General features: G+C 50.3%; 29 protein-coding genes. 7 read left to right on the top strand and 22 right to left on the bottom strand.

The window, feature by feature from the left end:
* Window positions 1-87 precede the first annotated feature (87 nt).
* The 4 genes from rsmA to IPL71_RS03360 all read right to left on the bottom strand — a co-directional run bounded on the left by rsmA (window position 88) and on the right by IPL71_RS03360 (window position 4,222).
* On the bottom strand, window positions 88-930 hold the full coding sequence (gene rsmA, locus IPL71_RS03375) for a 16S rRNA (adenine(1518)-N(6)/adenine(1519)-N(6))-dimethyltransferase RsmA (protein WP_345318873.1): 843 nt from the start codon (window positions 928-930) through the stop codon (window positions 88-90).
* Window positions 927-2,063, bottom strand: a complete 1,137-nt coding sequence (locus tag IPL71_RS03370; RefSeq protein WP_345318870.1) for an LCP family protein — start codon at window positions 2,061-2,063, stop codon at window positions 927-929. The genes rsmA and IPL71_RS03370 overlap by 4 nt, the downstream gene beginning before the upstream one ends.
* Before the next feature lie 66 nt (window positions 2,064-2,129).
* Window positions 2,130-3,266 (bottom strand): resuscitation-promoting factor, encoded by a 1,137-nt coding sequence (locus tag IPL71_RS03365; protein WP_345318868.1) that lies wholly within the window; start codon window positions 3,264-3,266, stop codon window positions 2,130-2,132.
* Window positions 3,267-3,559: 293 nt separating this feature from the next.
* A complete protein-coding gene (locus IPL71_RS03360) occupies window positions 3,560-4,222 on the bottom strand; it encodes a cation efflux transmembrane domain-containing protein (RefSeq protein WP_345318866.1) in 663 nt (220 codons plus the stop codon).
* Between the two features lie 190 nt (window positions 4,223-4,412).
* Between IPL71_RS03360 and IPL71_RS03355 the strand changes: the two genes are divergently transcribed.
* Entirely contained in the window at window positions 4,413-5,189 is a 777-nt protein-coding gene (locus IPL71_RS03355) for a TrmH family RNA methyltransferase (protein ID WP_345318864.1), read from the top strand.
* Between the two features lie 99 nt (window positions 5,190-5,288).
* Here the strand turns inward: IPL71_RS03355 and IPL71_RS03350 are convergent, their stop codons facing one another.
* From IPL71_RS03350 to IPL71_RS03325, 6 genes are all read right to left on the bottom strand, one after another.
* Entirely contained in the window at window positions 5,289-5,519 is a 231-nt protein-coding gene (locus IPL71_RS03350) for a hypothetical protein (protein ID WP_345318862.1), read from the bottom strand.
* 11 nt (window positions 5,520-5,530) lie between these two features.
* Window positions 5,531-5,959: a vitamin K epoxide reductase family protein gene (locus tag IPL71_RS03345; protein ID WP_345318860.1), complete on the bottom strand. Its 429-nt coding sequence runs from the start codon at window positions 5,957-5,959 to the stop codon at window positions 5,531-5,533.
* A gap of 6 nt (window positions 5,960-5,965) precedes the next feature.
* A complete protein-coding gene (locus IPL71_RS03340) occupies window positions 5,966-7,162 on the bottom strand; it encodes a molybdopterin molybdotransferase MoeA (RefSeq protein WP_345318859.1) in 1,197 nt (398 codons plus the stop codon).
* Window positions 7,163-7,221: 59 nt separating this feature from the next.
* Window positions 7,222-9,447 (bottom strand): RelA/SpoT family protein, encoded by a 2,226-nt coding sequence (locus IPL71_RS03335; protein WP_345318857.1) that lies wholly within the window; start codon window positions 9,445-9,447, stop codon window positions 7,222-7,224.
* Between the two features lie 138 nt (window positions 9,448-9,585).
* Window positions 9,586-9,864 carry a cyclic nucleotide-binding domain-containing protein gene (locus IPL71_RS03330; RefSeq protein ID WP_345318855.1) on the bottom strand — a complete coding sequence of 93 codons (279 nt, stop codon included), beginning with the start codon at window positions 9,862-9,864 and terminating at the stop codon, window positions 9,586-9,588.
* Between the two features lie 14 nt (window positions 9,865-9,878).
* Complete coding sequence (locus IPL71_RS03325; RefSeq protein WP_345318853.1) at window positions 9,879-10,037, bottom strand: cyclic nucleotide-binding domain-containing protein; 159 nt, start codon at window positions 10,035-10,037, stop codon at window positions 9,879-9,881.
* Between the two features lie 146 nt (window positions 10,038-10,183).
* On the opposite strand from IPL71_RS03325, the gene IPL71_RS03320 reads away from it, so the two are divergent.
* Window positions 10,184-10,660: an aminoacyl-tRNA deacylase gene (locus IPL71_RS03320; RefSeq protein ID WP_345318851.1), complete on the top strand. Its 477-nt coding sequence runs from the start codon at window positions 10,184-10,186 to the stop codon at window positions 10,658-10,660.
* 92 nt (window positions 10,661-10,752) lie between these two features.
* On the opposite strand, the gene IPL71_RS03315 is transcribed toward IPL71_RS03320, so the two are convergent.
* The 4 genes from IPL71_RS03315 to IPL71_RS03300 form a co-directional block, all read right to left on the bottom strand.
* On the bottom strand, window positions 10,753-11,157 hold the full coding sequence (locus IPL71_RS03315; protein WP_345318849.1) for a hypothetical protein: 405 nt from the start codon (window positions 11,155-11,157) through the stop codon (window positions 10,753-10,755).
* A gap of 180 nt (window positions 11,158-11,337) precedes the next feature.
* Entirely contained in the window at window positions 11,338-11,793 is a 456-nt protein-coding gene (locus IPL71_RS03310; protein ID WP_345318847.1) for a hypothetical protein, read from the bottom strand.
* Complete coding sequence (locus IPL71_RS03305; RefSeq protein ID WP_345318845.1) at window positions 11,790-12,488, bottom strand: aspartate/glutamate racemase family protein; 699 nt, start codon at window positions 12,486-12,488, stop codon at window positions 11,790-11,792. The genes IPL71_RS03310 and IPL71_RS03305 overlap by 4 nt, the downstream gene beginning before the upstream one ends.
* Entirely contained in the window at window positions 12,485-12,925 is a 441-nt protein-coding gene (locus IPL71_RS03300) for a PaaI family thioesterase (RefSeq protein WP_345318843.1), read from the bottom strand. Before IPL71_RS03300 ends, IPL71_RS03305 begins: the two co-directional genes overlap by 4 nt.
* 38 nt (window positions 12,926-12,963) lie before the next feature.
* Between IPL71_RS03300 and IPL71_RS03295 the strand changes: the two genes are divergently transcribed.
* The 5 genes from IPL71_RS03295 to IPL71_RS03275 all read left to right on the top strand — a co-directional run bounded on the left by IPL71_RS03295 (window position 12,964) and on the right by IPL71_RS03275 (window position 18,791).
* Window positions 12,964-13,203 carry a MoaD/ThiS family protein gene (locus tag IPL71_RS03295; protein WP_345318841.1) on the top strand — a complete coding sequence of 80 codons (240 nt, stop codon included), beginning with the start codon at window positions 12,964-12,966 and terminating at the stop codon, window positions 13,201-13,203.
* Between the two features lie 105 nt (window positions 13,204-13,308).
* Window positions 13,309-14,103 (top strand): aldehyde ferredoxin oxidoreductase N-terminal domain-containing protein, encoded by a 795-nt coding sequence (locus tag IPL71_RS03290; protein ID WP_345318839.1) that lies wholly within the window; start codon window positions 13,309-13,311, stop codon window positions 14,101-14,103.
* Window positions 14,015-15,130 (top strand): aldehyde ferredoxin oxidoreductase C-terminal domain-containing protein, encoded by a 1,116-nt coding sequence (locus IPL71_RS03285; protein ID WP_345318837.1) that lies wholly within the window; start codon window positions 14,015-14,017, stop codon window positions 15,128-15,130. Before IPL71_RS03290 ends, IPL71_RS03285 begins: the two co-directional genes overlap by 89 nt.
* Window positions 15,131-15,265: 135 nt before the next feature.
* Complete coding sequence (locus tag IPL71_RS03280; RefSeq protein WP_345318835.1) at window positions 15,266-18,421, top strand: tetratricopeptide repeat protein; 3,156 nt, start codon at window positions 15,266-15,268, stop codon at window positions 18,419-18,421.
* A gap of 109 nt (window positions 18,422-18,530) precedes the next feature.
* Window positions 18,531-18,791, top strand: coding sequence for a hypothetical protein (locus IPL71_RS03275; RefSeq protein WP_345318833.1), 261 nt, complete (start codon window positions 18,531-18,533; stop codon window positions 18,789-18,791).
* A gap of 315 nt (window positions 18,792-19,106) precedes the next feature.
* Here the strand turns inward: IPL71_RS03275 and IPL71_RS03270 are convergent, their stop codons facing one another.
* The 8 genes from IPL71_RS03270 to IPL71_RS03240 all read right to left on the bottom strand — a co-directional run.
* Entirely contained in the window at window positions 19,107-19,250 is a 144-nt protein-coding gene (locus IPL71_RS03270) for a hypothetical protein (RefSeq protein WP_345318831.1), read from the bottom strand.
* A 5-nt stretch (window positions 19,251-19,255) separates the two neighbouring features.
* Entirely contained in the window at window positions 19,256-19,927 is a 672-nt protein-coding gene (locus IPL71_RS03265) for a prenyltransferase/squalene oxidase repeat-containing protein (protein WP_345318829.1), read from the bottom strand.
* A gap of 17 nt (window positions 19,928-19,944) precedes the next feature.
* The gene (locus tag IPL71_RS03260) at window positions 19,945-21,060 is read right to left on the bottom strand and encodes a single-stranded-DNA-specific exonuclease RecJ family protein (RefSeq protein ID WP_345319114.1); all 1,116 of its coding nucleotides are present in this window, start codon (window positions 21,058-21,060) and stop codon (window positions 19,945-19,947) included.
* On the bottom strand, window positions 20,967-22,271 hold the full coding sequence (locus IPL71_RS03255; RefSeq protein ID WP_345318827.1) for a single-stranded-DNA-specific exonuclease RecJ: 1,305 nt from the start codon (window positions 22,269-22,271) through the stop codon (window positions 20,967-20,969). The genes IPL71_RS03260 and IPL71_RS03255 overlap by 94 nt, the downstream gene beginning before the upstream one ends.
* A gap of 61 nt (window positions 22,272-22,332) precedes the next feature.
* Window positions 22,333-23,136: a hypothetical protein gene (locus tag IPL71_RS03250; RefSeq protein ID WP_345318825.1), complete on the bottom strand. Its 804-nt coding sequence runs from the start codon at window positions 23,134-23,136 to the stop codon at window positions 22,333-22,335.
* A 764-nt stretch (window positions 23,137-23,900) separates the two neighbouring features.
* Window positions 23,901-24,614 carry an SRPBCC family protein gene (locus IPL71_RS03245; RefSeq protein WP_345318823.1) on the bottom strand — a complete coding sequence of 238 codons (714 nt, stop codon included), beginning with the start codon at window positions 24,612-24,614 and terminating at the stop codon, window positions 23,901-23,903.
* Window positions 24,593-24,769 (bottom strand): Rieske 2Fe-2S domain-containing protein, encoded by a 177-nt coding sequence (locus IPL71_RS25740; protein WP_514130738.1) that lies wholly within the window; start codon window positions 24,767-24,769, stop codon window positions 24,593-24,595. Before IPL71_RS25740 ends, IPL71_RS03245 begins: the two co-directional genes overlap by 22 nt.
* The coding region (locus tag IPL71_RS03240; protein WP_514130739.1) for a Rieske (2Fe-2S) protein at window positions 24,711-24,921 on the bottom strand (211 nt) is incomplete at its 5' end. The genes IPL71_RS03240 and IPL71_RS25740, both read right to left, overlap by 59 nt.

Below are 24,921 nucleotides of genomic sequence, written 5' to 3'. Positions count from 1 at the left end.
CAATTTCTGATTTAGGATTTTAGATTTAGGATTGAAAAGCCTCGCGGAATAATTTCCGCGAGGCTTTTTTCATGTTTATTCAATGTTTTACTTTTTCAATATCTCGCACATTCCCTTCCACTCTTCAATGGAGAGAGTCTCTGCCCGGCGCATGTAATCTATATTTGCGGAAGTGAGCAGGGCTTCTGAATCTTTTGTGGAGACATGCATTCCTGAAGATAGTGAGTTGCGCAGTGTTTTTCGTTTTTGGCTAAACCCGGCTTTGATAAGGTCAAAGAAAGTTTTTAGCAGATCGTTGGGAATGAGCGGCTCTTTATAAATATCAATCCGTAAAATGGCCGAGTCTACTTTGGGGGCGGGGTGAAAGGCTTCAGCGGGGATGATGGCTGCGAGGCTTGGTTTTCCGTAGACTTGTACACTTAAAGCCAGCAGACTTAGATCACCGGCCTTGGCGCAGATGCGTTCGGCAACTTCTTTTTGAATGGTAAGTACGATACGGCGCGGCTTTGGATTGCTTTCGAGCAGATGCCGGATCACAGCGGACGTAATGTAGTATGGAATATTCGCGGCCACCAGATAATCGGGTGTGTTGATGACTTCTGAAACGGAAGTTTTAAGAATATCGCCGTGGATCACGCGCACGTTCTGATAAGGCGTGAGAACTGCCTTTAGTGGGGCAAGCATGTCACGGTCCAGTTCGATCGCTGTCACTTCTTTGGCAGAGACAGCCAGATAGCGGGTTAAACTTCCGAGGCCGGGACCAATTTCCAGGACGCAGTCATCCGCCTGAATCTCTGCGGCAAGGGCGATCTTTTCCAACGCGGATGAATCCTGTAAAAAATTTTGACCGAGACTTTTATCAGCGCGGATATGGAAACGCTTGAGTACCGCAATTGCATCAAGCGTGGGGATGGAGCTAAATTGACTCATTCGCAAACGACCTCGGTCTCTTCTTCTGTAGTGGGGATGTTGATCTTGGGTTCAGGCCATGTGCCTGCGTGAAAGCGTGTGACGTAATCTCGAATAATGTTGAAGTCTACATCCCAGATAAAGGTTCCGTTGGGATTGTTGCCATAGACATCGGGAATGTGACGGGTGGGCGTGAAAATTTCTTCGGGGAAACTGGCGAAGACAATATTTTCTGTGGGCATTCTTGTGCCAAGACAGGCCAGTTGGGTAAGTTGTTCGGGTGTGAAATCGGTCAGGATGTTATCTCGAAAGGATTCGATCAACTCGGGGATTTGTGTCACTACATTTGGACTCGCTATTTTTTTTCGCAGCGCGCACAGAACAATGTTTTGATTGTTGGCGCGTTGAAAGCCGCCTTCCTGACGATTGCGAGCCACTTTAAGTGCCTGATCGCCATTCAGATGATTTACACCCACTGGCAAGTCTGTATTGTGCGACATGGTCTTGTCTTTAACATCGATGTCAATTCCATCCACTGCGTTGACAATTTTTACGAAGGTGCGCATGTTGACCGCCACATAGTGATCGGCCTGCACGCCAAAGTTAAGATTGAGAGTTAGTGAAAGCAAGCCCGGGCCGGCGCTCGGGTCATCCCAATAATGAAAGCCGTCACCGGGTTGGCCGAATAAATAAGCCTGATTTAATTTTCCTTCGTCTATGCCATTTAGATTATCGGAGATATGCGGAATCTTTACCCATAAGTCACGCGGAAATTCGAGCACGGTTATTTTGGGAGTTACAAAATCAACGCGCACCAGACGGATCGCATCGCTCAGTCCGTATTGATAATTAACCGAACGAGAGTCTGCGCCAACTGCAACGATGTTCATAATGTACGGTCCGCCGCACATGGGTTGGGGGGTGTTGGTGGCTGGAATCGAGATCGTGGGAACAAGCGTGACCATGCCGGCGGGAGTGCCAACAGTGGGAGTCCATGTAGGCGGGAGTTGTAATTCTGAAAATGGAAGACCGGGACCAAGTGGCTGTTTGGCAAAGACTTGATAATTTTGGAATGCGTAAAGTCCTACTGCGAGAAAAAGCACGAAGGCTATGATTGAAAGTGTGGTGATGATCTTTTTTTGTGATGGTGTCATACATTGTCTCAAACTTCTGAAATCTTTTGGAAATAAAATAATCTTTCAGAAGTTTTTTTTGAATGATTATTTCAAAAAATAAGGAATCTCAGCCGGTGCGGGGGCAAGAAAATAAACAGTAACCCAGCCGGTCATGTTTCGCAGCTCGCCTTCGTTGAATCCTAGATCGATCCATTTTGTGCGCGGTACGCCGAAAGCGGTTTCGATGATCGGTCCGCCGCCTGTGTCGCCGATGGTGGCAATCCCATAGCCCGGAACATAAACTTGCATACCTGCCAGATAACTATAGATCGAATAATCCACAGCTACAATGCCCTGACCTGCACGCGCACCGCTTGCAGTTCCATAAGAGCAGCCGCCTGTGCCCGAAGCGCAGGGCGAATACACCGAAGCGTACATTTCTGTCGCGTACCAATATTCGTATGGAATGTCACCGCCAACTGGAGCCAGCACAATTTTTGATCCGCTTGCCACAATGCGATTTCGCGGTTGGCGCATCACAGTTTCACCTTCGGTCGTGCGGCTTACTTCTTTTCCATCTTCATAGCGGATGCGCGTGCGCACCATCGCGATGCCTTCCACGCCGGGCTGAATGATTTCCTCTTCTCCAAATGCGACATCCACTGAATCAGTAACTTCCACTTGAAATGGGATGGGCTCCAATGCCACGCTCACGGATTCATAGACTCGTACCACGCGGATCTGACCATCAGACGGAAGCGCTTCGCTCTCAAGCGGGGAGCTGGTGTCAAAACCAATGAGCGGAATCCCAGCTTCGGCAAGTGCCTCGCCAACCGTCTCCGCAGCCGAGCGGATATTCACCGCGTTCTCACCGACAAGAATTGTCAGGTCGCGCGCGGGTCTAAATGTGACTGTCATTGCCTGTGTAATGGGTGTCTCAGCAGATGGAGCGACCAGATCATTTTGAGTTAACGTAAAACCTGCTTCGCTTAATGCCTGTCCCACTGTCAGCGCGGAGGTTGAGATCGTTTGCGATCCGCCAGGCGTGTCGAGAGTTAATGTCACAGCGCGGCGAATTTGGATCGTAAGCGAATCAGCAGTCGGGGCGGTTTGATCGAGCGGTGTTTCAATTCCGTTGACCAATATCCGGTCATTGATCCCAAGGATGACACTGGCTTGTGTTAGTAAAGGAATCAAATCCTTGTTGCTGGAATCGACTTGATATGTTTGATCTCCGTCCATGATCGTGATCGAAGAAGTGAACGATTGACATGCAGTTAGAAAAAGAAAAAGTATATACGTCAATCTTTGAAAATATTTCATGAAGTAATTATAAACGACCCTCGCCTATGCATCCTCCCGCAACTGCATCGGGACAGTGTGAGCGGAGCCGCGCGATCTTCGCGGCGTAGTCGAAGGACATCCTCTCGCAACTGCATCAGGGACAATGCGAGCGAAGGCCGATCTGCAGCAAGTAGGCATCCTCCCGCAACTGCATCGGGACAATGCGAGGCGAAGTCGAAGGACAGAGTTATTTAGTCTTTGCAATTCTCGTCTTCGCAGTCACACTCAATGCCTTTGGCTTTATCAAAAGCCTCGCGCCCTTCTTTGACCGAGAAATAGATCAAGCCTAATGCGCCAATGCTGTCTACGAAACCAAATCCTGTCAATTCATAGACGAGGCTGGAAATTAGCAGAATGACAGACATGTAAATACAGACCAGTGTGCAATTTGCATCTGCAAGAATCGGAACGGAGTTAAGCGCACGCCCCACTTTGCGCTTGCCTGCCACCAACAGCCACATCACCCCGATCGAAATGATGGAAATGATCAGACCGGGCAGTGTCGTTTCTGGTTTATGGGCGGTGAATAAATTATAGATGGCGCTTGCACCAAGCCCAATGCCTAGAAGATAAAAAGAGGTGCCGGTCACACGCAAGGCTGTGATCTCAAAACCTGAGCGTGGCGCATCAGGATTGCGCTGAATACGGATGACCATGGCGAGAATCCCAATGCCAGACATCACCTCAATGAACGAGTCCACGCCGAAGCCGAAGAGGGTCAAGGCTTCATCGCTGATGCCAAAGAAGATGGAAATTAATCCTTCGGCGATATTGTAGAACACAGTAAAGATCGCCAGCCAAAGCGCGAATTTCCAGTAATTAATCCGTGATGTTTTTTGTGTAAGTGTGCTCATGGTTGTTCCTTATGATTGATACCTATTAAACTAAGCGGAATAAGTTCATCTTATCACGTGTAGAAAATGGATAAAAGTATTGGCTGGAAAAATTCTTGCCAAAGATTTTCTTTTCTCCGTGCTCTCTGTGGACGGTTAAAATCTTTTGGCTGGTTGACGAGATTCAGCAATAATCATTTACAATGGGGATATGCAAAAGCCATTAATAACCAGTCCGAGTAACCCATTAATTAAACAGGCGCGCGCTTTGCGCCAGAAGAAAATACGAAATGAAACCGGCCTATTTCTTGTGGAAGGGATTCATCATGTCGGTGAGGCCGTGGAAGCCGGTTGGGACGTTGAAACCATCCTGTATTCATCCGGCGTGTTGACCAGTCCCTTTGCGCATGATCTGATTACCCGCTTCTCTTTCAAGCCTCAGCCTGTCACTGCGCAAGTGATGGAAACTCTGGCTGATAAGGAAAATCCGCAGGGGATTATCGCTATGGTGCATCAAAAGAAGGGGTTGCTTAAAGATGCAAAGCCGGTAACGCGCGCGGTGGCGTTGGTCGCTCCGCAAGACCCGGGCAATGTGGGCACCATTCTGCGCTCAATGGACGCAGTCGGTGCGGATGCGCTTTTCCTGCTGGATGGCGGCGTGGAGTTGTATCATCCCAGCGTGATCCGCGCCAGCATGGGTACATTATTTTGGAAGCCAGTGATTCAAACTTCCTTTGATAAATTTATTGAATGGTCACGTGCGGGAAAGTATCAATTGATCGGCACATCTGCCAAAGCCGATGTGAATTATAAAACCCTCGTCCCGCAAACCCCGTGGATATTAATGCTCGGCAACGAACAAAAGGGATTATCCCCCGAACAAACTGCCGCCTGTGATGTGACTGTATCCCTGCCCATGCAGGGACGGGTCAGCTCGCTTAATTTGGCTGTCGCGGCGGGTGTGTTGTTATATCAAATCACGAGTTGATCCTTTTGAAATAAGTGGATTTAGATTAAAAAAAGCCTTCTCGCGCAGAGAAGGCTTTTAGTTTTTAGATTCAATTTTTAGTTAAAAAGAAGCGGGATGCTAAAACTCGTCTTCGTCATCAAGCCAGTCATCGTCTTCTTCGTCGCCTTCTTCTTCATCCCATTCTTCGGTTTCATCTTCGTCGTCGAACTCGTCCACTTTCGCGGCGGCATCATCGGTGGGGGAATAGGTGGCGCATCCGGTATCTGGGTCGATCTCCACGGCCGCGGCGGAACAATAACCTTCATCAACGAACACACAATCTGCATAGTGACATTTAATACGGGGCATTTGGCTTCCTCCTAAGAGTTGGGTTGTTTTATCAGGCGAATGACAGCAATGATAAAAATAAGGGTCATTGCGGCCTGTGATGTAAGACAAAACGGACAGAGCGCTTTCAGTAGTGCGATCTCAACATAGATCAGCCAGACGGTGAAAAGAAATCCTGTCAGCGCCATGCCGAAGATCATTAACGTGCTGTTTTCTTTGAAGAACCGGTTTCGATTCTCAAAATAGTGAACGACAAGAATTGCCAGATACCCCAGCACACCGATCACAGCCACTGGAATTCCATTCACTTCAGAATAGATGCTGGCATTTACTGTGGAGCAATCACCAGAACCAAGGCACATCGAGTTGTTGGATGTGACTTTGTAGATGGTCATGTAAATTGAAACAAGCAAACCTACGATCACAAGCGCAATTGATGCGCGATAGAGCCACTTATCCATTTTTCCTCATAATAGTATTGCATCCACTTCCTGGCCAACAGGCACGCATTTTACACCAGCGGGGATGATTAGTAAAGCATCCGCCTGCACCAACGAGAGTAAATTTCCTGAGCCTTGATTGCCGGTTAATGTTGCAGTGTGGATGCCATTCTCATTGCGAATTTTTGCCCGCAGATAACTTTCACGACCATCAGACTCGATTTCTTCGCCGCATCTTACTTTAACTGTGGGTTTGCTTCTGTCTGATCGGCCGCTCAGCTTTTCAAGCACGGGACGCACAAAGACCTCAAACCCAACAAAGGCTGAAACAGGGTTACCCGGCAATCCAATGAATGGCTTGCCGTTGTATTCACCAAACGCAAGCGGTTTTCCGGGTCGCATATTGACACGCCAAAAATTCAAGCTGCCGTTGGATTCAATGAGGTCTTGTACAAAGTCAAATGCGCACACACTTACACCTGCTGAAGAGACGATCAAATCGACATTTTCAGCGATGGCTTTTTGTAATAATGACTTAACAGATTCGCGGGTGTCATTTGCGATGCCCAGATAGATAACTTCTGCGTTTGCGCTTTCGATCAAAGCGGCCAGTGCATAGGAGTTTGAGTCGTGGATCTTGCCGGCAGTTAATGGCTCGTCTACTTTTAACAATTCGTCACCGGTGGAAAGCAAGGCAATGCGTGGTTTTTTATAAACTTGTATATTCGCAATGCCAAGCATGGCGAGCAATCCCAAATCCTGCGGCTTAAGGAAATGTCCTTTTTTCAAAACCATATTTCCCGCTGGTAGATCTGTTCCGCGCAAACGGATGTTCTCGCCAGTTTTTACAATGCGGGTGAATGTCACATGTTGCGGCGCGGGCTGCCCTGCTGAGCGTTCATTAAAATCGGTATGTTCGACGGGGATGACAGCGTCAGCGCCTGCGGGACTTGTGCGCCTGTCATAATGCGCGCCGGCTGATCCGGCGGGGATGTCTGCGACCACGCTCAAGGTTAAGGGAGATGCGGGCGCGGCGTTGGATGAGTCCACGCTGCGGATGGCGAATCCATCCATGGCTGAGTTGTTGAAAAGGGGGAGGTCGTTTGCCGCGGCAATGTCCACTGCCAATATGCGGCCAGAACTTTCGATCAGTGAAATGGTTTCTGATGCGGTCGTTTGAAAAACAGAGAGGATGCGCTCGCGCGCTTCGGTGACAGATAACATGGCTGAAGCGCCGAGATTATACCTTAGTTATGTTGGAGATTAATTTTGCCGCAACGGAATTAACCGGGATTGGTTCTGTGTGCTTCCATCACGTTGGGTAGATTTTCAATGCGGGTCAGAATGCGGCTGAGCTGGGTGAGGTCTTTGACTTCGATAATGAGTCTCAGGTCTGCCATGCTGCGGTTGACGTTCACTTTTACATCGGCGATGTTGATGCTTTCATCTGAAAGTAAATTTGAAATATCGCTGACCAGCCCCTGACGGTCGTATGCTTTGATCTTGATCGGCACGGGATAGGTGCGTTCCACATGTCCCCAGCCCACTTGCAGCAGACGTTCGCGGTCTTTGGTTTGCAGGATGTTGGGGCAATCCTGGCGGTGAATGGTTGCGCCGCGTCCACGGGTGATGAAACCGACCACCTGGTCGCCGGGCATGGGGTTGCAGCAGCGTGCCATGGTGGAGAGCATTCCTTTAAGCCCCACCACCTCGATGGCGTTTGTTGAAGTGGCCGGCGCGGCAGATGGATTGACCTCAAAAATATCGCTGGCTTCCTCCTGTTGTGAGAATTGCTTGATGATCTTGCTGACGGAAAGATCGCCATTGCCAAGCGCAATGAACATTTCATCCGGTGTTTTGAATTCGAGATCACGCGCCATATTTTCAAAATTGATATCAGTCAGTCCGAGCCGCTGAAGTTCGCGTTCAAGTGTGCTGCGACCCTGTGAGAGGTTCTGCTCATCTTCCTGTTTCTTGAACCAGACCTTGATCTTTGAACGGGCACGCTGTGTGCGTACCAACACAAGATTTAGATTTAGCCAGTCGCGGCTGGGTGCGCCACGCTTCGCTGTCAATACTTCAACTTGATCGCCGGTCTTCAACTCTTGATACAATGGGACAAGTTTTCCATTCACGCGCGCGCCCCGGCAGCAATGTCCAATGTCTGTGTGGACGTGATAGGCGAAGTCGATCGGGGTGGAGCCGGCTGGCAGGTCGATGATGTCACCACGCGGGGTGAAGATGTAGACGCGGTCTTTGAATACATCGCTTTGCATCGATTCGACAAATTCCGCCGCGTCGTTTACATCTGACCGCCATTCCATCATCGAACGCAGTGAGTTGATACGGCTCTCGTAATTCTTGTCTGAATGTTTTGTGCCTTCTTTATAACGCCAGTGCGCGGCAATTCCATATTCGGCATTGAGGTGCATTTCATGGGTGCGGATCTGTACTTCGACCGGGCGTTTATCATCGTAGATGACCGCAGTATGCAGGGATTGGTAAAAGTTATCTTTTGGCGCGGCGATGTAATCATCAAATTCGCCGGGAATGGGGCGCCATGTGGTGTGGATGACTCCCAATGCCGCGTAGCAGGATGGGACATCCGGCACGATCAAGCGTACGGCACGCACATCACGCACCATGTCGAAGGGCTTATCCTTCTTTTGCATTTTTTTATAAATTGAGTAGATGTGTTTGGGGCGGCCGCTGACTTCAGCTTTGATGTTATTTTTTTCGAGCAGTTTTACTAGATTTTCTTTAATGGCTTCAAGCTGGGCTTCACGGTCTGGTCTTTTTTCGGTTAATAACTCTGCGATCTCTTTATATTTTTCAGGGTTGACGTAGCGAAAGCCGAGGTCTTCCAACTCCCATTTGATCTGCCAGATGCCGAGTCTGTTTGCGAGCGGGGCGAAAATATCGAGGGTTTCCTGCGCGATGCGTTTGCGTTTATGCTCCGGCATGTGACTGAGCGTGCGCATATTGTGCAGCCGGTCGGCCAGTTTGATGAAGATCACGCGTACATCTTCACCCATGGCCAGGAAGGTCTTGCGCAATGTTTCTGAGACGATATCTTCCTTGCGTCCGAGCAGGGCGGGCGCGATGACGATGTCTTCGGTTTCCTGTCCGTTTGTGCCGTTTTCAGCGTGAGAATCTCCGCGTGAGACACGCGGCAGATGGGTGAGTTTTGTTACGCCGTCCACGAGAATTTTTACGGTGTCGCCGAAGTCGCGGCGGATATCGGCCAGGGTGACGGTGGTATCTTCGACTGTGTCGTGCAGCAGTCCAGCGGCGATGACCTCCGGCGGTACTTTTAGCTCGGATAATATGCCGGCCACGGAGATGCAGTGATTGATATAAGGTTCCCCTGAGTGACGCTTTTGTTCGCGATGCGCTTCCTCCGCCACTCGATAGGCACGCTGCACCAATTCGCGGTCTGCGACGGTGTAGTTTTCTGGCAGTTGTTCAAATAGCTTTTCGAGAGGGATGGCGGTGTTTGTTGATTTCATGATTTATTTTACCGCTTGTTGTGCAAATTGCGAGGGAGGGTGTGATGCTGATTTATTTCCCGATGCCTGGCAGTGCTTTGTCTTAAAAGATTACCGCAGAGCTGCTGGACTTCCACAGTCTCTGCGGTAATTTTGTGTTTAGATGGTTTTCAGAAGTGCTTGATGGCTGTTTCGCAGCCGGTCTGCGATGATGATTGTGATGCGCTGCATGATCTTGAATCCGGATTCAGGATTTTTCTCAAGAAGCTTCATGAATGGTTCGGAGGGAATAATAAATAGTTTTGAATCTTCGTCACATTCGGCGCTGGAGGTGTAGTGATAAGGTGGAACCACGCCTGACCACCCGAAACTTTGAAAGGGGGTTGAGATAAATGAAACGGTGACTGTGTCGGGGCGTGAGGTTAATTTGACGCGCAAGGCAATACTTCCGTTTAAGAGGAAATGAAGTTTGTCTGCTTTTCACCTTCGCGAAAAATAAAGTCACCTTGTTTGGCAGAAACTTCGCTGCTGATGGCGGCGATCTCTGTCATCAGCGATTCGGGCAGTCCTTGAAATAGTCCAAATTGCGAGAGTACGTCTGTGCTTATCATTTACAGCCTCCTGTGCTTGGGTGGGGATTGGGTGGTGATTGTCTGGGTGTGGAGCATTTCTTTTGACGGGGAACAGGTTGAAGTTAAGAATGAAGCGCGGTACTTTATCCGCTTTGTGTTTATAATTGTACAGGATTTTATAAAAGATGACTGTCACAAATAATGTAACCAGATTTTTAGATGCGCACAAGGTGTTTTATGCCGCGCATGAGCTGCCGTTTGAAAAACTTGGCGCTGTGGAAGCTGCTGATTTTATGGGCGTTTCTGCCGAAGAGGTTTTTAAGACGATCGTGATCGTACGCGAAAAAAAGAAGCCTGTGCTGGCGCTTGTGCCCGGCCCGCGTGAGGTGGACTTGAAGCTGCTGGCGGCGTTTTTAGGTGAAAAGAAAGTGCATTTGCCGACTGAGCGTGAAGCCGAGCAGTTGACCGGTTTGCAGGCGGGGGGAATTTCTCCGCTGGCATTGATCCATAAAGGATTTCAAGTGGTGATCGATTCTGCCGCGCAGCGGTTTGAGAAAATTTATATCTCAGGCGGTCAGCGCGGACTGGATATTCAATTACGGGTGGATGATCTGGTGAAGTTGACAAATGCCAGAGTGGGCGCGGTCAGCAGGGAAGAATGAATCTTTTTTGGTGGACGCAGATGAACGCTGATTCACGCAGATAAAAACTGAGATCAGCGTTTTCTGCGCGAAGTGATCTGCGTCCAATTTTGTTAGGCGTCGAATTCGGTGAGCAGTTCTCCGTTGACCCAGAGAAAGTAATGCCCGGCGGGGAAACTTCCGAGTGGGATATTTTTTTCAAATGGAGCCAGCATTTGTGCGCAGATCAGATCAGGCTGTGTGAGTGAATACACATCCACTAAAATTTTGTTTTCGGTGTCAGGCAGGCTGACATCCACTTTTAACTCATGACAGGATGTTGGAAGATTACCTTTCAGCGCGAGGGTAAATTGAAGCGGGAAACTTTCCATGATGAGCAGCTCAGCTGAATCAAGATAGGCGTTACCGCGCTCGGGGTTTGTGTTTACCGCGGCAGGCGTGGGGACTTCGGTTGCGGTGGGCGTACAGGCTGTGAGGATCAGCAGAAGGGTCAGTGCGATGAAGGACATCTGTTTCATGTATTTCTCCAAAAGAATGAATGATTAACCCGCCTTACGCAATTTTCTTCGAGAAGGTTAATTTTTTTGATCGCGGACTTGAAGCCCGCAGTCCCATTTATATTTTTGCGTAAGTTGAAATTAAAGGCTGTGCAGCCCATATATAGATAACGAATGGATGACGGGAAAGTTCCCGAAGAACTAATAAGTTACAAAATCCCCGACCAGACCGCCATTGACCCAAACTGTATATCTGCCTGCCGAGTAGACGCCCAATAACACAGATGCTTCAAATTGCTGGAATACATTTTCACATTCTATTTTTATATCCACCAGACTATAGACTGTGACAAGGATTTGATATTCGTCGTTTGGTGTGCCTACGTCAATGCGTAATTCATTGCAGGCGCGCGGCAGGGAGCCTGTGAATCTTAATTCCACGCGGACAGGAGTGTTTTCCACCTGTTCCGAAAGGTTGAGTGAAGTTAATTCCACGCCGCCAATTTGCAGATTGGCATCTTCCGTTTTGGGGGCGTATGGGTTATCTGCCGACTTGAGCACAAATGGCGCGCTGGCGGTGACCGTTGGTACTGATGTAGGCGAGGTAATACAGGCACTTAATAGCAACCCAAGAAATATAAAAATATTTATTTTCATGTTTGCTTCAATGCATATTCAACGGCGGCGATTGCGTGAATGCTTGTGGTTGGAAAGAGCGGCGCTGTGCTGTCTTCCTGTTTGACGAGCAATTCAATTTCAGTGCATCCAAGAATAATTCCCTGTGCGCCCTGTGTGATGAGCGATTTTATAATGCGTTTATATTCTTCGCGTGAACTATCCACGATTCTGCCTTGAACCAGCTCATCATAGATCACACGATGGACAATCTCGCGGTCTGCTTCGTTTGGAATCAGTACATTCAGTCCGAAATTTTGGATCAAACGGCCTTTGTAAAAATCATGTTCCATTGTAAAGCGCGTGCCAAGTAGGCCAATTTTCTTGATGCCTGCCGCTGTAATTTTTTGCGCGGTTGCATCTGCAATGTGCAAAAATGGAATATTGACATTGGCAATGATCTGGTCTGCGAGTTTGTGCATGGTGTTGGTACACAGCACAATAAAATCTGCGCCGCCGCGTTCGAGGTCTTGCGCGCACTTTATTAGAATCTGCGCGGCTTCATCCCAGCGGTCTTCGTGTTGTAATTTTTCGATCTCAGCAAAATCAACAGTGACCATTAAACTTTTTGCAGAATGCAGCCCGCCCAGCTTTTCCTTCGCTGTTTCATTGATGATGCGATAATACTCGATGGATGATTCCCAGCTCATCCCGCCGATCAGTCCGATGGTTTTCATGAAGTCTCCCTTTTCAATCTGACTTGTTCAAATAGATGCGGCGCGGAGACGTAGATTCCGCTTCCACTCACGGCGACAGTTGAATCTGCGAGTTTGATTTCGCCTGTCGAGAATATTTTCCGCCCATCGATTTTGGTGATACGTGTTTCGACGATCAGCGGCTGCATCAGTGGAAGCGGTTTGCGGTAGTTGATCTCCAGATTAACTGCCACCACTTTGTGCCCTGCGGCCCAAACGACGAGTCCCATAGCTTCATCTAAAATCGCTGCAGACGCGCCGCCGTGTGAATATCCCGGCGGACCTTGATGCGCTTCATTCAATGTAAACTCAGAAGTGAGAATACCATCGTCATCTATGAACATGGTGATGCCAATACCGTGCGGGTTATCCGTTCCGCAGACGAAACATGAGCCATGATAGGGGAGTTGTCTTTTCATAATTATTATTTTATCTCCTTTCGTGCTAGAATCCACAAATGATGATCCACGTTAAACTGATCGCCAACTATCGTGAAGTCCTGCCGCCCGAAGCAAAGCACGGTGTGGTGGAGTTGGATGTCCCCGCTGGGACAACAGTCTATGAGGCGATCTCGCGTTTTGACATTCCCCTTAACGATGAAAGCGTGATTGTGTTGAACGGCCTGACTGTGGATATGAATACGCCGCTCATTGAAGGTGACATGGTCACAGCATTTTCCGCGATCGCTGGCGGATAATCTTTTTCACCACAAAGGAACGAAGGAACACAAAGGAATTCTTTCCTCTTTCTTCTTTCATCCTTCATCATTCCTAATTCATCCTTTCCCCAACAGGAGTTTCCCATGTACGGCTGGCACCTCAGAATTTTACGAGTAAACCTCACCACCCATAAAGTCACTACTGAAGATGTTGACCCGAAGATCGCGCGTGATTACCTCGGCGGGCGCGGATGGGCGATCCATTATTTGTACAAAGAAATGGACCCGATGACTGATCCGCTTTCGCCGGAGAATAAGTTGATCTTCGCCACTGGCCCATTGACCGCGACTCCCGCGCCGACGGGGAACCGCTATATGGTCGTCACCAAGTCCCCGTTAACGGGTGCATTGGCGCATTCCAATTCGGGCGGTGAATTCCCGACATGGATGAAACGCACGGGATTCGACATGTTCATCTTTGAGGGAAAATCGTCAGAGCCGGTATATCTCTACGTAAACGAGGATCAGGTTGAGGTTAGGTCTGCGGCGCATGTTTGGGGGAAGGATACGCATGAGACCACAGATATCCTAAAGGCAGAAACATCTGCTGATGCGAGAGTCGCATGTATTGGCCCTGCGGGGGAGAACCTCGCGTTGATGGCGGCGATCATGAATGACAAACATCGCGCGGCGGCTCGTTCTGGAGTTGGTGCGGTGATGGGCAGCAAGAATCTCAAAGCGGTTGTGGCGATGGGAAATAAAAACCCGCCGCTGTACAACCCCGAAGGGATGCGCGTTGAGCGTGGATACGTCCAAGAATGTGGGCGCGGATGTGAAGAAGGGTTCGAACATGCGCATTTACGGAACGTCGTATGTGCCGCAGGTGACCAACACGCTTGGTATTTTGCCGACACGGAATTTTTTGCAAGGCACGTTTGAGCATGTGAATAATATTGATGGCGATGCGCTCAAGAATCAATATTTGATCCGCCACACGCCTTGTTATCGCTGTCCGCTTTCGTGCGGACGTTTGACCGAAGTGCCCGACGGAAAATATAAGGGCAAGGGCGAAGGCCCCGAGTATGAAACGATTTCGTCGCTGGGAACGGGCTGCGGTGTGAGCGACCTCGCCGCGCTGCTCAAAGCGAATTATCTGTGCAACGAATATGGCATGGACACCATCACAACCGGCATGACGATCGCCGCCGCGATGGAAATGTATGAGAAGGGATATATTTCTGAAGAGATCATTGGCATGCCGTTGAAGTTTGGCGACCATGATGCGATGATCGAAATGATCAAGTTGATGGCGTATAACAAAGGCTTTGGAAAAGACCTCGCGCAGGGCAGTTACCGCCTCGCGGAAAAATATGGTCATCCTGAAATTGCAGTCACCACACGCAAGCAGGAATTCCCCGGCTACGATCCGCGCGGCTCGCAGGGCATGGGCTTGCTGTATGCCACATCGAATAAAGGCGCGTCACACATGGAAGGTGACGTGGCGTACGAAGAAGTCTTCGGTGTGCCTGTCAAAGAGAATCCGCTGACCACCGAAGGCAAGCCTGAACTCGTCAAACATTTTGAAGATTCGTTTGCGTTGATGGACTCGTCTGGTTTGTGTGTCTTCGTTGCCATTCGTTACGCCTTCAACAAAGACCGCATGATTCTTCCCGAAAGACTCGCCGAGATGATGAACTTATCCACGGGCGCGGGATATACACCCGAAGAAGCATTGAAAGCCGCCGAGCGCGTGTATAACCTGGAGCGCATGTTCCTGCTCAAGGCTGGCTCCACCGAAGATACACTTCCGCACCGTATGTTGCACGAGCCGCTGCCCGATGGCCCCGCCAAAGGCAAGGTCGTGGAGCTCGATAAGATGCTGCCCGAGTTTTACAAAGTCCGCGGTTGGGATGAGAAGGGCTGGCCGACGAAAGAGAAGTTGATGGAGTTGGGGTTGCCAATGTAATTGCTGTCAGACCTTGAAGGTTTTTAAAAACCGTCAGGGTCTTTTTATAAATATGTGTACTCTTGTCACAATCAGGGTAGATATTTTTAGCGGTTTCGATTTTTTATATCACTCATTATAGGCAGTGGAAATCATATGAATACTCTTCCAACCGGCACTGTAACCTTTATGTTCACTGATATCGAAGGCAGCACTGGAATCGCACAAGCCTATCCAGATCAGTGGGAAACCTTGCGCAATCGTCACCATGAAATTTTGCGCAGTGCTATTGAATCTAATAATGGCTATGTCTTTCAGATCGTGGGCGATGAGTTTTGCGCCGCATTCCATACCGCGCCCGATGCTCTGAAAGCGGCGTTTTCTGCTCAGCAAATGCTGCAAGCCGAAGCATGGGATCCTGCGCCGATCAAAGTCCGCATGGGGATCAACACCGGAGCGGCCCAGGTTGGGAATGTTGATGATGCATCAGGTGGTTATACCGGATACTCGGCTCTGGCGCGTGTCAATCGCGTCATGTCGGCGGGGCATGGCGGCCAGATATTGCTCTCCAACGCCAGCGCAGAATTGACGCGCGGCGAACTTCCGCCAGCCGTTACCTTGCGTGATATGGGCGAACAACGCTTGAAGGGATTGCTCAACACGGAACATCTCTGGCAGGTGGAAGTGCCCGGCCTGATGCGTGATTTCCCGCCTTTGAAAACATTGAGCGCCATTCCCAACAACTTACCCGCACAGTTGACCAGCTTCATCGGGCGCGAAAAGGAAATTGCTGAAGTTAAAGAGGAACTCAATTCACATCGTCTTGTGACTCTCGTCGGTCCCGGAGGAACGGGCAAATCACGGCTCTCATTGCAACTGGCGGCCGATGTGCTGGATGCGTATCCGCATGGTGTTTGGTTCATTGAACTTGCCTCCCTCTCCGATCCTGAGCTCGTGCCGCAAACAATCCTTTCCGCCATGTCTGTTAGCGAACAAAAAGGCAAAACCGCGCAGGAAACATTGGAAGAATATCTGCGTGCAAAGAATCTACTCCTTATTTTGGACAACTGCGAACACCTGATCGAAGCATGTGCGAAAATATCGCAAGCGATTTTGAAGTCAGTGCCGAACGTAAAGATACTGGCAAGCAGCCGCGAATCATTGGGTGTGAGCAGAGAAGTCTCATGGCACGTGCCTTCCCTTTCAGCGCCGAATCCAAAGAACCTGCCTGAATTCAACCAACTGACCCAATACGAATCTGTGAGACTTTTCATTGACCGCGTATTGCTGGTCTCTCCACGTTTCGCCGTGACAAAGGAAAACGCATCTGCCATCGCTCAAGTCTGCTACCGCCTCGATGGGATTCCTCTGGCGTTGGAACTCGCCGCTGCGCGCGCCAAGAGCATGTCGGTCGAGCAGATCATGTCCCGCCTCGATGATCGCTTCCGCTTGTTGACCGGTGGCAGCCGCACTGCCTTACCCCGCCAGCAGACTCTCCGCGCACTGATCGACTGGTCTTATGACTTGCTGACAGATCTTGAAAAATTATTGCTGCGTCGCCTGGCGGTCTTCTCCGGCGGCTGGACTCTTGAACTGGCAGAGCAAATCTGCGGCGATGAAAAACTGGATGCGCTGGATATTCTCGATATGCTTGGTCATCTGGTTGATAAGTCACTGGTCGCAGTTGAAGAAGAAAATGGGAATACACGTTATCGTATCCTCGAAACCATCCGCCAATATGCGCGTGAGAAGCTGTTTGAATCTGGTGATGGCGTGGAAATGCGCAATCGTCACTGTAAGGCGTTTGTCAAATTGGTGGAACAGGTTGAGCCTGAACTGTTCAAGAACAACGGGGAGACTTGGCTTAGGAGGCTGGATGCTGAGCAAGAGAATATCCGTGCGGCATTGTGGTGGGCGGTCGAGATTGGCGATGGCAATTGTGCCATGCGCATCTGCAACGCGCTGAACTTTTACTGGTTACACCGCGGACTAGCCTCCGAGGCAGTCAATTATCTCAACGAAGTCGTACTGCTGGTGGAAAAGGATGAAATCCTGTGCCGAACAGCTGGATATGGCTTACTGCTTGCGCTAAAGATTGAATTGATGGGTGGCGTAAAATTAAATTTTCTTACCGAGCCTTTCGCAATGGAGATATGCCACAAAGCAACCAGATTATTGCAGGAACTCAATTTTCCGGCGGGATCATGGCACGCATTTGGTTTGCTAACCGGACTGTTCATGACAGGTAACAACCCCAAGGCTGCCGAAGAGAACGCGGTGAAACTGTTGGATGGAGCGCGAGCGGCTGGCAATGAAGCGGACGTCGCTTGGGCGCTCAGCGCGTTGGCAGATTTAAATATGAATAACGGCAATCTGGAAAAATGCGACGAGATGGATTCGCAGGCGCGGGACATTTTTTTCAAGCTTGGCTATGACCGATTCGCCTTACAGCATTCAGGTGCCCTGTCCTACAGGGATTTGTCCCGCGGAAATTTAGTTAGGGCGCAAAAAAACTTTGAGGCAAATCTGTATGCCTACCGGGAACTGATGGATGAACCTAGAGCGAAATACACGCTCTGGCATCTGGCGGATATTGCCATCCTGCAGGGAGAGTATGACTTGGCAAAAAAATATTATCAAGAAGCCAATGACTATTCGTCAAAAAGCGGCAATCAGGCTCAGGAGAATATTTATATTCAGGTCCATGATGGTTGGCTTGCCTTGATAACAGGAGAACTGGAAAAATCCCGCCAGACCTATGAAGCACTTTTCAAGGCTCTCAAAGAAATGCAATGGGATGAGTTTGCCGGGTTTACAATGGGGAGATATGGATTGGTGTTATTCCATTCAGGACAAATCGAAGAGGCGCGCAACTATTTTGAGAAGAGCATCGCCCAAATGGAGAAGGTGGGAGGACAAAACAATACAGGCGTCTCCTGGTATGGGTTGGCAGAGGTGGAACGCGTGGCAGGCAACTTCCCCGCCGCGACCCGGCATTATCAAAGATCGCTGTTTCTGAGAAACAAACTCCAAGAATATATCCATTTCTCCGAAATCTTTGACAACCTTGCCAAATTATTCCTGCTGCAAAATGATTTTGTACAATCTGCGCGCTGGTTTGGCTGTTCCGATGCCCTGCGTAAGAAATTTGGAATAGTTATTCCTCCCGTTGACCGCCCCGATTATGATAAGCACATTGAACTGCTCAAAAGCAAAATGAGCACGGAGGAGTTCGAGTCTGCGTGGGAAGAGGGTGCAAAAATACATATGAATGCAGCCGTCGCGCTCGCCTTGCAGGGATACGAACCATAAAAAAACGGATCTGAAACTTATGCCCAACCCTGCCAATACTAACGGATCTCCCTCTAATATTCTCTGCAAGTCCTGCGGATTGTGTTGTTCGGGTCATCTTTTTGCGTCCGTGAGACTTAACGTCCAGGCATTAGACCCCGCTGAATCTCTCGGCTTGACTGTCATTCGAGATGACCCCCGTCAGCGCGGATTCACGCAGCCATGCCCGCTTTGGAATGGAATATGCACGGTGTATACATCTCCAAACTATCCGCGTACTTGCAGGAATTACAAGTGTGTTGTGCTAAAACGACTTCTTGATAATGATATTGCATTGCCCGAAGCATTATCCACAATTCGGGAGACTCTGAGTTTAATCCGCGAGATCTAGCCGCTTTTGCCGGCTTCGTCTGCGCTTAGCTTTCGTGAGCGTTTGATTACCCATAAAGAGATTTTGGAGTCTAAGGGAACAGAACCAGAAGGGCGCGACTCTGAGTTTTTGCGCAAAACCGAAACACTATTGACCTATTATGAAGGCCAGTTTGGTGTGGATGATTTTATTGACTTCGAGAAATAGGTGCGGCCATCTCAACTGGTATTTTTTTATCCCACCAATTTAGAATCCGCAACGCCCTTAACGTATTCCACCTGCTGGGTTGACCAGCTTTTTCAAGATCGAAATATTTTACTCCCGTCATGCCGCTGTTCATCGGCCAGGTTCCATCTTTTTTTGTTTCATTTGCAGTAATTCAATTGCGTCGGACATGCGTTCGTCGCGCGGCGCGTCACAACTGCGGAGGTAATCCAGTGCGCGGATGAAGTCATATTTCCAGCGCGGCGGGAAGGGCATGGTCGTCATCTTTGAGTCGAAGACCTTGCCTGTGCGGTGCGATTTGTACAGGCGATGCGCCAGCAGGAATTCATGTCCACGGGCGCGGACTTTGCTGATTTGCTTTTTCTTTTCCGGGAAGAGACACTCATATTCATATAATCCCTCCAGCGCTGGATCGTTGTATGGAATGATGAATGTGTCGCGCCCTTGGGTGATTCGCAGTTCCAGCCGCCGTCGGACATTTGTTCGCCGACCACAAATGAAGCAATCGCATGGATGCGCTCATCGGGATATCGGAAATAGGCCAGCAACGCGAGGATCATGCTCGTGACACAAGTTTCACTGTATTTCAATGAATATGAAAAGAAATTGATTCCCCCGTCTGTATAAAAACCTTCATCAAGAAAAATTTTGCACGCCTGTTTAGCCTGTGGATGATTCGTCTGCAACCCGAGCAGGCGCAAGGTCAGCATGGTATACGTGGTGGATATCCACTTCGGGCCATAGATCCCGCCGCCCCAAAGTCCGCTGGAGTCTTGCAGGTCAAGCAGACGCTTCCCCCAGCCTTCCTTTGCAATTTTCCTGCGCTCCAATTCATACTTTGCAGGGCGGGCATTTAATAAATCCCGTTGCACCTGCCAGCGGATCGAAGGGTCGCCTTCGAGTAACCAGGAAATGATCTCAGGCTTCGTCATGCCCTCTTCTCCTTTTTTTAATGCACCTCAAATAAACCAGCCACATCCTCCACGGTCGCAAAATATTTGCGATAAGCTGATATTTCGTTGAGGATACCGCGCAAGGCCAGATATAACTCCTTCTGTAAATACGGGTTCGCCTCCGGCTTTTCGGCAGAGAGAATCACGGCATCATCTTCCACGCTGACAGATGCATGTCCGGCGGCTGCAAGCCATTGCAGGCCAAATTCAATGGCGCTCTCGCGTGAAGCCATGGCCGCCGCGAGTTTGCCAAGCGTCGTTCTTCCTTCATAATTATTGAGCGTATATTTGCACAAACCCGCCAGACGATTAAGATACTCTTCGGGTTTTTCCTCCGCAGGCGGAATGGCAAACACTGAAATTGTTTTTGGCTTAACGATCTCCAACGCCCTTCGCAATTCAACCGGCGATGGGGGAGTTGTATAAATTAAAAAATCATCCACTTGTTGTAGATCAAAACGTGATCTGCCTTTTGATTTCTCCGCGCCTTCGGCCCAAATTTGGAGTGCAGGAGCTTGCTTCTGTAGTTTCGCCAGCAAGCTGGCTGACTCCAAACGCATATCTTTAATTTCGATTTTTGATTTCCGAACTTCAACAGGCTTTTCTTCAACGATCCTGAATTCTTCAAATTGCACTGTGACTTGCTTTTGTCCGCGATAGGAACTGGCTCGCAATGAATAGGAAATATCGAACTTGCTGCCCTCTTCGGGTTTTTCCTCGCCCGCGCCGCCCCACCATAAAATGCTTTGAACATTCCCGCCTTCATCTTCGATTGTCAAACGCAGATGTTCTTTTGTCTTTCCAATGGTTGAAATAGACTTTAAGCTCACATTGCGCGTGGCCAATGTCAACGCGGGGTTTCCCGCCCCGAAAGGCGCGAGCATTTCCAGCGAATTTGCCAGTTCAAGATTGAGTTCGTTTAAGTCAAGCCATGCATCAATTTGCAAAGCGGCTTCTTCGCGCACGATCGTACCCATCTGTTTTTCGATCGCTTTTCCAAGTCCTCTGCGGAATTCAATTAATTTATCGGCATCAAAAGACATGCCGGCCGCCATGGGATGTCCGCCGAATCCGCGCAGGAGTTCTTTTTGGGTGGCGATGGCTTCTGTGATGTGCAGCCCTTCAATGGAACGCGCCGACCCGCGCATAATCCCGTCTTCGGATTCGTTTTAAGGATCGCCGGTTTGTGATAGCGGTCAACGAGTTTGTTGGCGACAATGCCCACCACGCCGCCCGGCCAGTTGGGATGTGACAATACGATCACGGGTTCAGTCAACAGATCGGGGTTGGCTTTCAATTGTGCTTCTGCGGCCAGATAAACATTGCTTGTCAATAATCTGCGCTGCGAATTCAATCCTTCAATTTGCGCGGCCAGCAGGCGCGCGCGCGCCGGATCTTGAGTGAGTAATAATTCAACCGCCGGATTTGCATCGCCCAATCTGCCAAGCGCATTTAAGCGCGGCGCAAAGGTAAAACCGATCGTTTCCTCGGTCAGCGTTTCGAGTTGCGTGGACGATAACTCAGCGATCACTTTTATGCCAAGCCGTTTGGTTTCGCGTAAGGCTTGAATCCCTTTTTGTGCCAGCGAACGGGTTTCACCTTTCAGCAAGGCAATATCGGCGATAAGACCGAGAGCGACGAGATCGAGTAACGCATCTGACCGTAGACCGTGGACGGCGGACGGTGCTTCATGGTCCACGGTCAATGGTCTACGGTCCAACAAAGTTTCTGCTAATTTATACGCCACCCCAACGCCCGCCAGATTTGCGAGCAGATGATCCTTTGGCAATAATTTGGGATTGATGATCGCAACTGCATTTGGAAGTGTTTCGCCCAGATCATGATGATCGGTGATGACCACGTCCACGCCGCGCGAGTTGGCATAGTCCACGGCTTCGTGGGCGGTGATGCCTGTGTCACAGGTGACGATCAACGTCGCGCCGTGATCGAGGATCGGCTTGAGCGAGTCGACATGCACGCCGTGACTCTCTTTGCCGCGAATTGGAATGTAATAGACAACGTCCGCGCCGAGCGCTTGGAATGCCTGCACCAACAGCGCCGTGGAAGTCTGTCCGTCCACATCGAAATCACCCCAGACGCAAATTTTTTCCTGATTGTGGATCGCCAATTGGATGCGTTCCACTGCGGGTTCTATATTCGGAAAGGGCGTGGAAGGAATCGCATCGGGATGTAAGAACGCTTCGGCTGCTTCGGGTGTGCTGATTCCCCGTCGGAGCAGGATCTGCGCGATAAACGGAGGCAGGTTGAGGGTTGAGAATGAAGCGGGGATTTCTACAGGATGAGGGTCAAGCCAGCGAGTCATATATCCATTTTAGCCGATAATAAAACAGCCTCCGAGTTTTCCTCAAAGGCTGTTCTTGAAATTATTTGCCTGTGCCGTATTTATAGAAGACAAAAAGTAACGGGATGCCCACGACCAGATATGCGCCGAAATAAGCCAGCCCGCCCGGGCGCTCGGAAAAATTGAAGAGGTCGATGTAAATAAAAGCGGCGGTGGTAATGAAGAAAATTAATGCATAGGCGGCAAAGGCGTGACTCAGAATGGAGTTCAGGCTTCTATCCCAAAAATAGGGGATGGTCGCCAGCGCGAGTGAAAAATAGAAAACGCCGAAACTGCGCAAGGTGAACAGAGACATGACTTCAGGAAAGATGCCCGCGTTTGTGCCGGGTGCGCCGATCTGTGCGATTAATCCATACAAGCCGAGAAAGCCGACGAAGATCACAAATGCAACGGCAAACATACTTTGAGCTTTTGTGAGGCCTGCGCCGATCAACTGATTGGATGGACGAATGCGAAGATAATCAAAGATGCCAATGAACGCGGCGAGTGTGTTGACGATGAGTGTGATGAAATACAACCATGCAATGGGATGTTCGAGTCTTAACTTATCGCGGAAGAAAAACAATACAAGCAATTCCCCGATGCCGAACAGCCATAAATAAATGAGTTGAGTATAGACTCGCTGCCAGTCCCAGCGGCGGGCGGCGATATACGCCAGCCAGGCATTGCCCAAGCACCAGCCGCCGATGGTGATGGTCATAAAGCCGGTGACCTTCCAGGCGAAGACGGGCGCGAGTTGTTCGGGGAATAAAAATAAAAGCATTCCCAGAATTCCATACAGGGCAGCGCAGAGATAAGTCAGTAAACGCGATGTATTCGATAACATAGCTTCTCCATGGGAACAACGATAAGTTTAGACAACCATGCTTATAACACTTAATGCCTGTAAAAAGTTGTCGTGAATATTTTTGCATGGCAAACATAAATCGGAGCGAAGTCCGCAACCTAGAAGGCTATGCTCCAAACATAACCCGCCGCGAAAGCCAAAAAGCCGCCCCGCCCCCCCCCGCGGAAACACCCCAGGGGCCGCCCCCGCGGCCGGCCCCGCCCCCCCCCCCCACCCCCCCCCCGAAAAAAAAAACCCGCGGGGGCCGCCCCGGGCCACCGGGTCGGGGCCCCCCCCCCCCCCCCCCCCCAAAACACCCCCCCGGCGGCGCGGGGGGCAGACGCCCGGCCGCCCCGGCGCCCCCCCCCCCCCGCCCCCCCCCCCCCCCCCCGCCACACAACACCAAACCCCCCCCCGGCCCCCGCCCCCGCCCGCCCGCGCCCGCGCCCCCCCCCCCGCCCCCCCCGGCGCCGGGGTCCCGGTGGGCGCGGGGGGGGGGGGGGGCCGGGGGGCCCACCAACCCCCGGCGGCCGCGGAAAAAGGGGTTTTCGGGGTGGCCGTTCGGTGTTGGGGGGGGGGTTGCACCCCACCCCCCTCCCCCAACGCGGGCGTATGCCCGGGGGGGGGGGGGGCCTGGGGACTAAACCCCCCCACCCCCCCCCCCCCCCCATTTTCTTCCTCCCCCCTAACCCGTCTCTCCCCCCCCCCCTTTCTTCCCCAACCCCCCTTTCGAGGTTTTCTTTTTTGGTTTTGTTTTCTTGTTCTTATCTGGCCTGTGCTTCCTCAATGAGCGTTCTTCTGCGTTTGCGATACATCACGATGGGATGATCGCCCGGGATCAGGATTTCACCGATATCCAGATCAGGACGCGATGGACGCTGGGTGATGACCACGCGTTTGTCTTGATTGAGAATATACAGGTTTCCAAGTCCGCCGAAAAATTCAAATAACTGGCGCAAAATGGGAATCCGCATTTTGTGATATTGACGCAGGTACATCATGGTGTTTTCGTTATCGATCGGGACGAAGATCAGGAAAACAAGGAAATCATTTGAGAGCCAGTTTTGCCATAGATTAGGAAAGTAGAACTGGATCAGCGGGCGCCGTGTAGGTTCTGGCATGTCAGACGGCTTGATCGGCTTTTGACCGTGATCAGATTTATTATCCACCCACACGTCAAGACGGTAACTGCCAGCGGCGAATTGTATTTCCTTCGCAACGGGACCATTGACCAGTGCGCGGTTTCCGCTGCCGATGGTGTTGTAGTGGACAAAAGGCAGGTGAACTACATCGAGTTGATTCTCGATGGCTCGCGCGTAATGATTCTTCCAATGGTTGCGAATGGTCGAGTAGACCATGTCCGCGCTGATGTTCTCGAACCACGGCAAAGGCGGATAATTTTCGTTCGCGCGCGGCTCGCCCCACCAGAGGAAAATAATATCGTGAGCTTCGCGGGTCACATAGGGCTTGACGTGCATGGCTTTGGGCGGCTCTGCGTTTTTTCCATTCGCTGGAATGAATCGGCAATCTCCGAAGTATCATATTCAAAACCGTGGAAGGGACACTGGATGCAATCATCCACCAGTTTTCCCGCACTCAATGCCACGCCGCGATGCGGACACAGATCGCTCATCACTGTCCTGTCCACTGCGATTCCGCCAGGCGACCATTTTTTCGCCCATGCGCGTGAAGCCGATAGGTTTCCCTTTTTTGACTTCGTTCGATTCGAGAATGCCGTACCATTGATTGGGGATCATTGTGTTCCTTGTTTGTCGTGGGGAGAGG

The organism is Candidatus Villigracilis proximus (genome assembly GCF_016717045.1).
In the GTDB taxonomy this organism is placed as follows: domain Bacteria; phylum Chloroflexota; class Anaerolineae; order Anaerolineales; family Villigracilaceae; genus Villigracilis; species Villigracilis proximus.
The sequence above is the reverse complement of the archived record's forward strand: the minus strand, read 5'-3'. Positions and strand labels throughout refer to the sequence as shown.

Bases quoted from the DNA above. Each gene is read 5' to 3' on its own strand.
- rsmA (WP_345318873.1), bottom strand. From the start codon at position 930: ATGAGTCAATTTAGCTCCATCCCCACGCTTGATGCAATTGCGGTACTC.
- IPL71_RS03370 (WP_345318870.1), bottom strand. From the start codon at position 2,063: ATGACACCATCACAAAAAAAGATCATCACCACACTTTCAATCATAGCC.
- IPL71_RS03365 (WP_345318868.1), bottom strand. From the start codon at position 3,266: ATGGACGGAGATCAAACATATCAAGTCGATTCCAGCAACAAGGATTTG.
- IPL71_RS03360 (WP_345318866.1), bottom strand. From the start codon at position 4,222: ATGAGCACACTTACACAAAAAACATCACGGATTAATTACTGGAAATTC.
- IPL71_RS03355 (WP_345318864.1), top strand. From the start codon at position 4,413: ATGCAAAAGCCATTAATAACCAGTCCGAGTAACCCATTAATTAAACAG.
- IPL71_RS03350 (WP_345318862.1), bottom strand. From the start codon at position 5,519: ATGCCCCGTATTAAATGTCACTATGCAGATTGTGTGTTCGTTGATGAA.
- IPL71_RS03345 (WP_345318860.1), bottom strand. From the start codon at position 5,959: ATGGATAAGTGGCTCTATCGCGCATCAATTGCGCTTGTGATCGTAGGT.
- IPL71_RS03340 (WP_345318859.1), bottom strand. From the start codon at position 7,162: ATGTTATCTGTCACCGAAGCGCGCGAGCGCATCCTCTCTGTTTTTCAA.
- IPL71_RS03335 (WP_345318857.1), bottom strand. From the start codon at position 9,447: ATGAAATCAACAAACACCGCCATCCCTCTCGAAAAGCTATTTGAACAA.
- IPL71_RS03325 (WP_345318853.1), bottom strand. From the start codon at position 10,037: ATGATAAGCACAGACGTACTCTCGCAATTTGGACTATTTCAAGGACTG.
- IPL71_RS03320 (WP_345318851.1), top strand. From the start codon at position 10,184: ATGACTGTCACAAATAATGTAACCAGATTTTTAGATGCGCACAAGGTG.
- IPL71_RS03315 (WP_345318849.1), bottom strand. From the start codon at position 11,157: ATGAAACAGATGTCCTTCATCGCACTGACCCTTCTGCTGATCCTCACA.
- IPL71_RS03310 (WP_345318847.1), bottom strand. From the start codon at position 11,793: ATGAAAATAAATATTTTTATATTTCTTGGGTTGCTATTAAGTGCCTGT.
- IPL71_RS03305 (WP_345318845.1), bottom strand. From the start codon at position 12,488: ATGAAAACCATCGGACTGATCGGCGGGATGAGCTGGGAATCATCCATC.
- IPL71_RS03300 (WP_345318843.1), bottom strand. From the start codon at position 12,925: ATGAAAAGACAACTCCCCTATCATGGCTCATGTTTCGTCTGCGGAACG.
- IPL71_RS03295 (WP_345318841.1), top strand. From the start codon at position 12,964: ATGATGATCCACGTTAAACTGATCGCCAACTATCGTGAAGTCCTGCCG.
- IPL71_RS03290 (WP_345318839.1), top strand. From the start codon at position 13,309: ATGTACGGCTGGCACCTCAGAATTTTACGAGTAAACCTCACCACCCAT.
- IPL71_RS03285 (WP_345318837.1), top strand. From the start codon at position 14,015: ATGCGCATTTACGGAACGTCGTATGTGCCGCAGGTGACCAACACGCTT.
- IPL71_RS03280 (WP_345318835.1), top strand. From the start codon at position 15,266: ATGAATACTCTTCCAACCGGCACTGTAACCTTTATGTTCACTGATATC.
- IPL71_RS03270 (WP_345318831.1), bottom strand. From the start codon at position 19,250: ATGCCCTTCCCGCCGCGCTGGAAATATGACTTCATCCGCGCACTGGAT.
- IPL71_RS03265 (WP_345318829.1), bottom strand. From the start codon at position 19,927: ATGACGAAGCCTGAGATCATTTCCTGGTTACTCGAAGGCGACCCTTCG.
- IPL71_RS03255 (WP_345318827.1), bottom strand. From the start codon at position 22,271: ATGACTCGCTGGCTTGACCCTCATCCTGTAGAAATCCCCGCTTCATTC.
- IPL71_RS03250 (WP_345318825.1), bottom strand. From the start codon at position 23,136: ATGTTATCGAATACATCGCGTTTACTGACTTATCTCTGCGCTGCCCTG.
- IPL71_RS03245 (WP_345318823.1), bottom strand. From the start codon at position 24,614: ATGCACGTCAAGCCCTATGTGACCCGCGAAGCTCACGATATTATTTTC.
- IPL71_RS25740 (WP_514130738.1), bottom strand. From the start codon at position 24,769: ATGAGCGATCTGTGTCCGCATCGCGGCGTGGCATTGAGTGCGGGAAAA.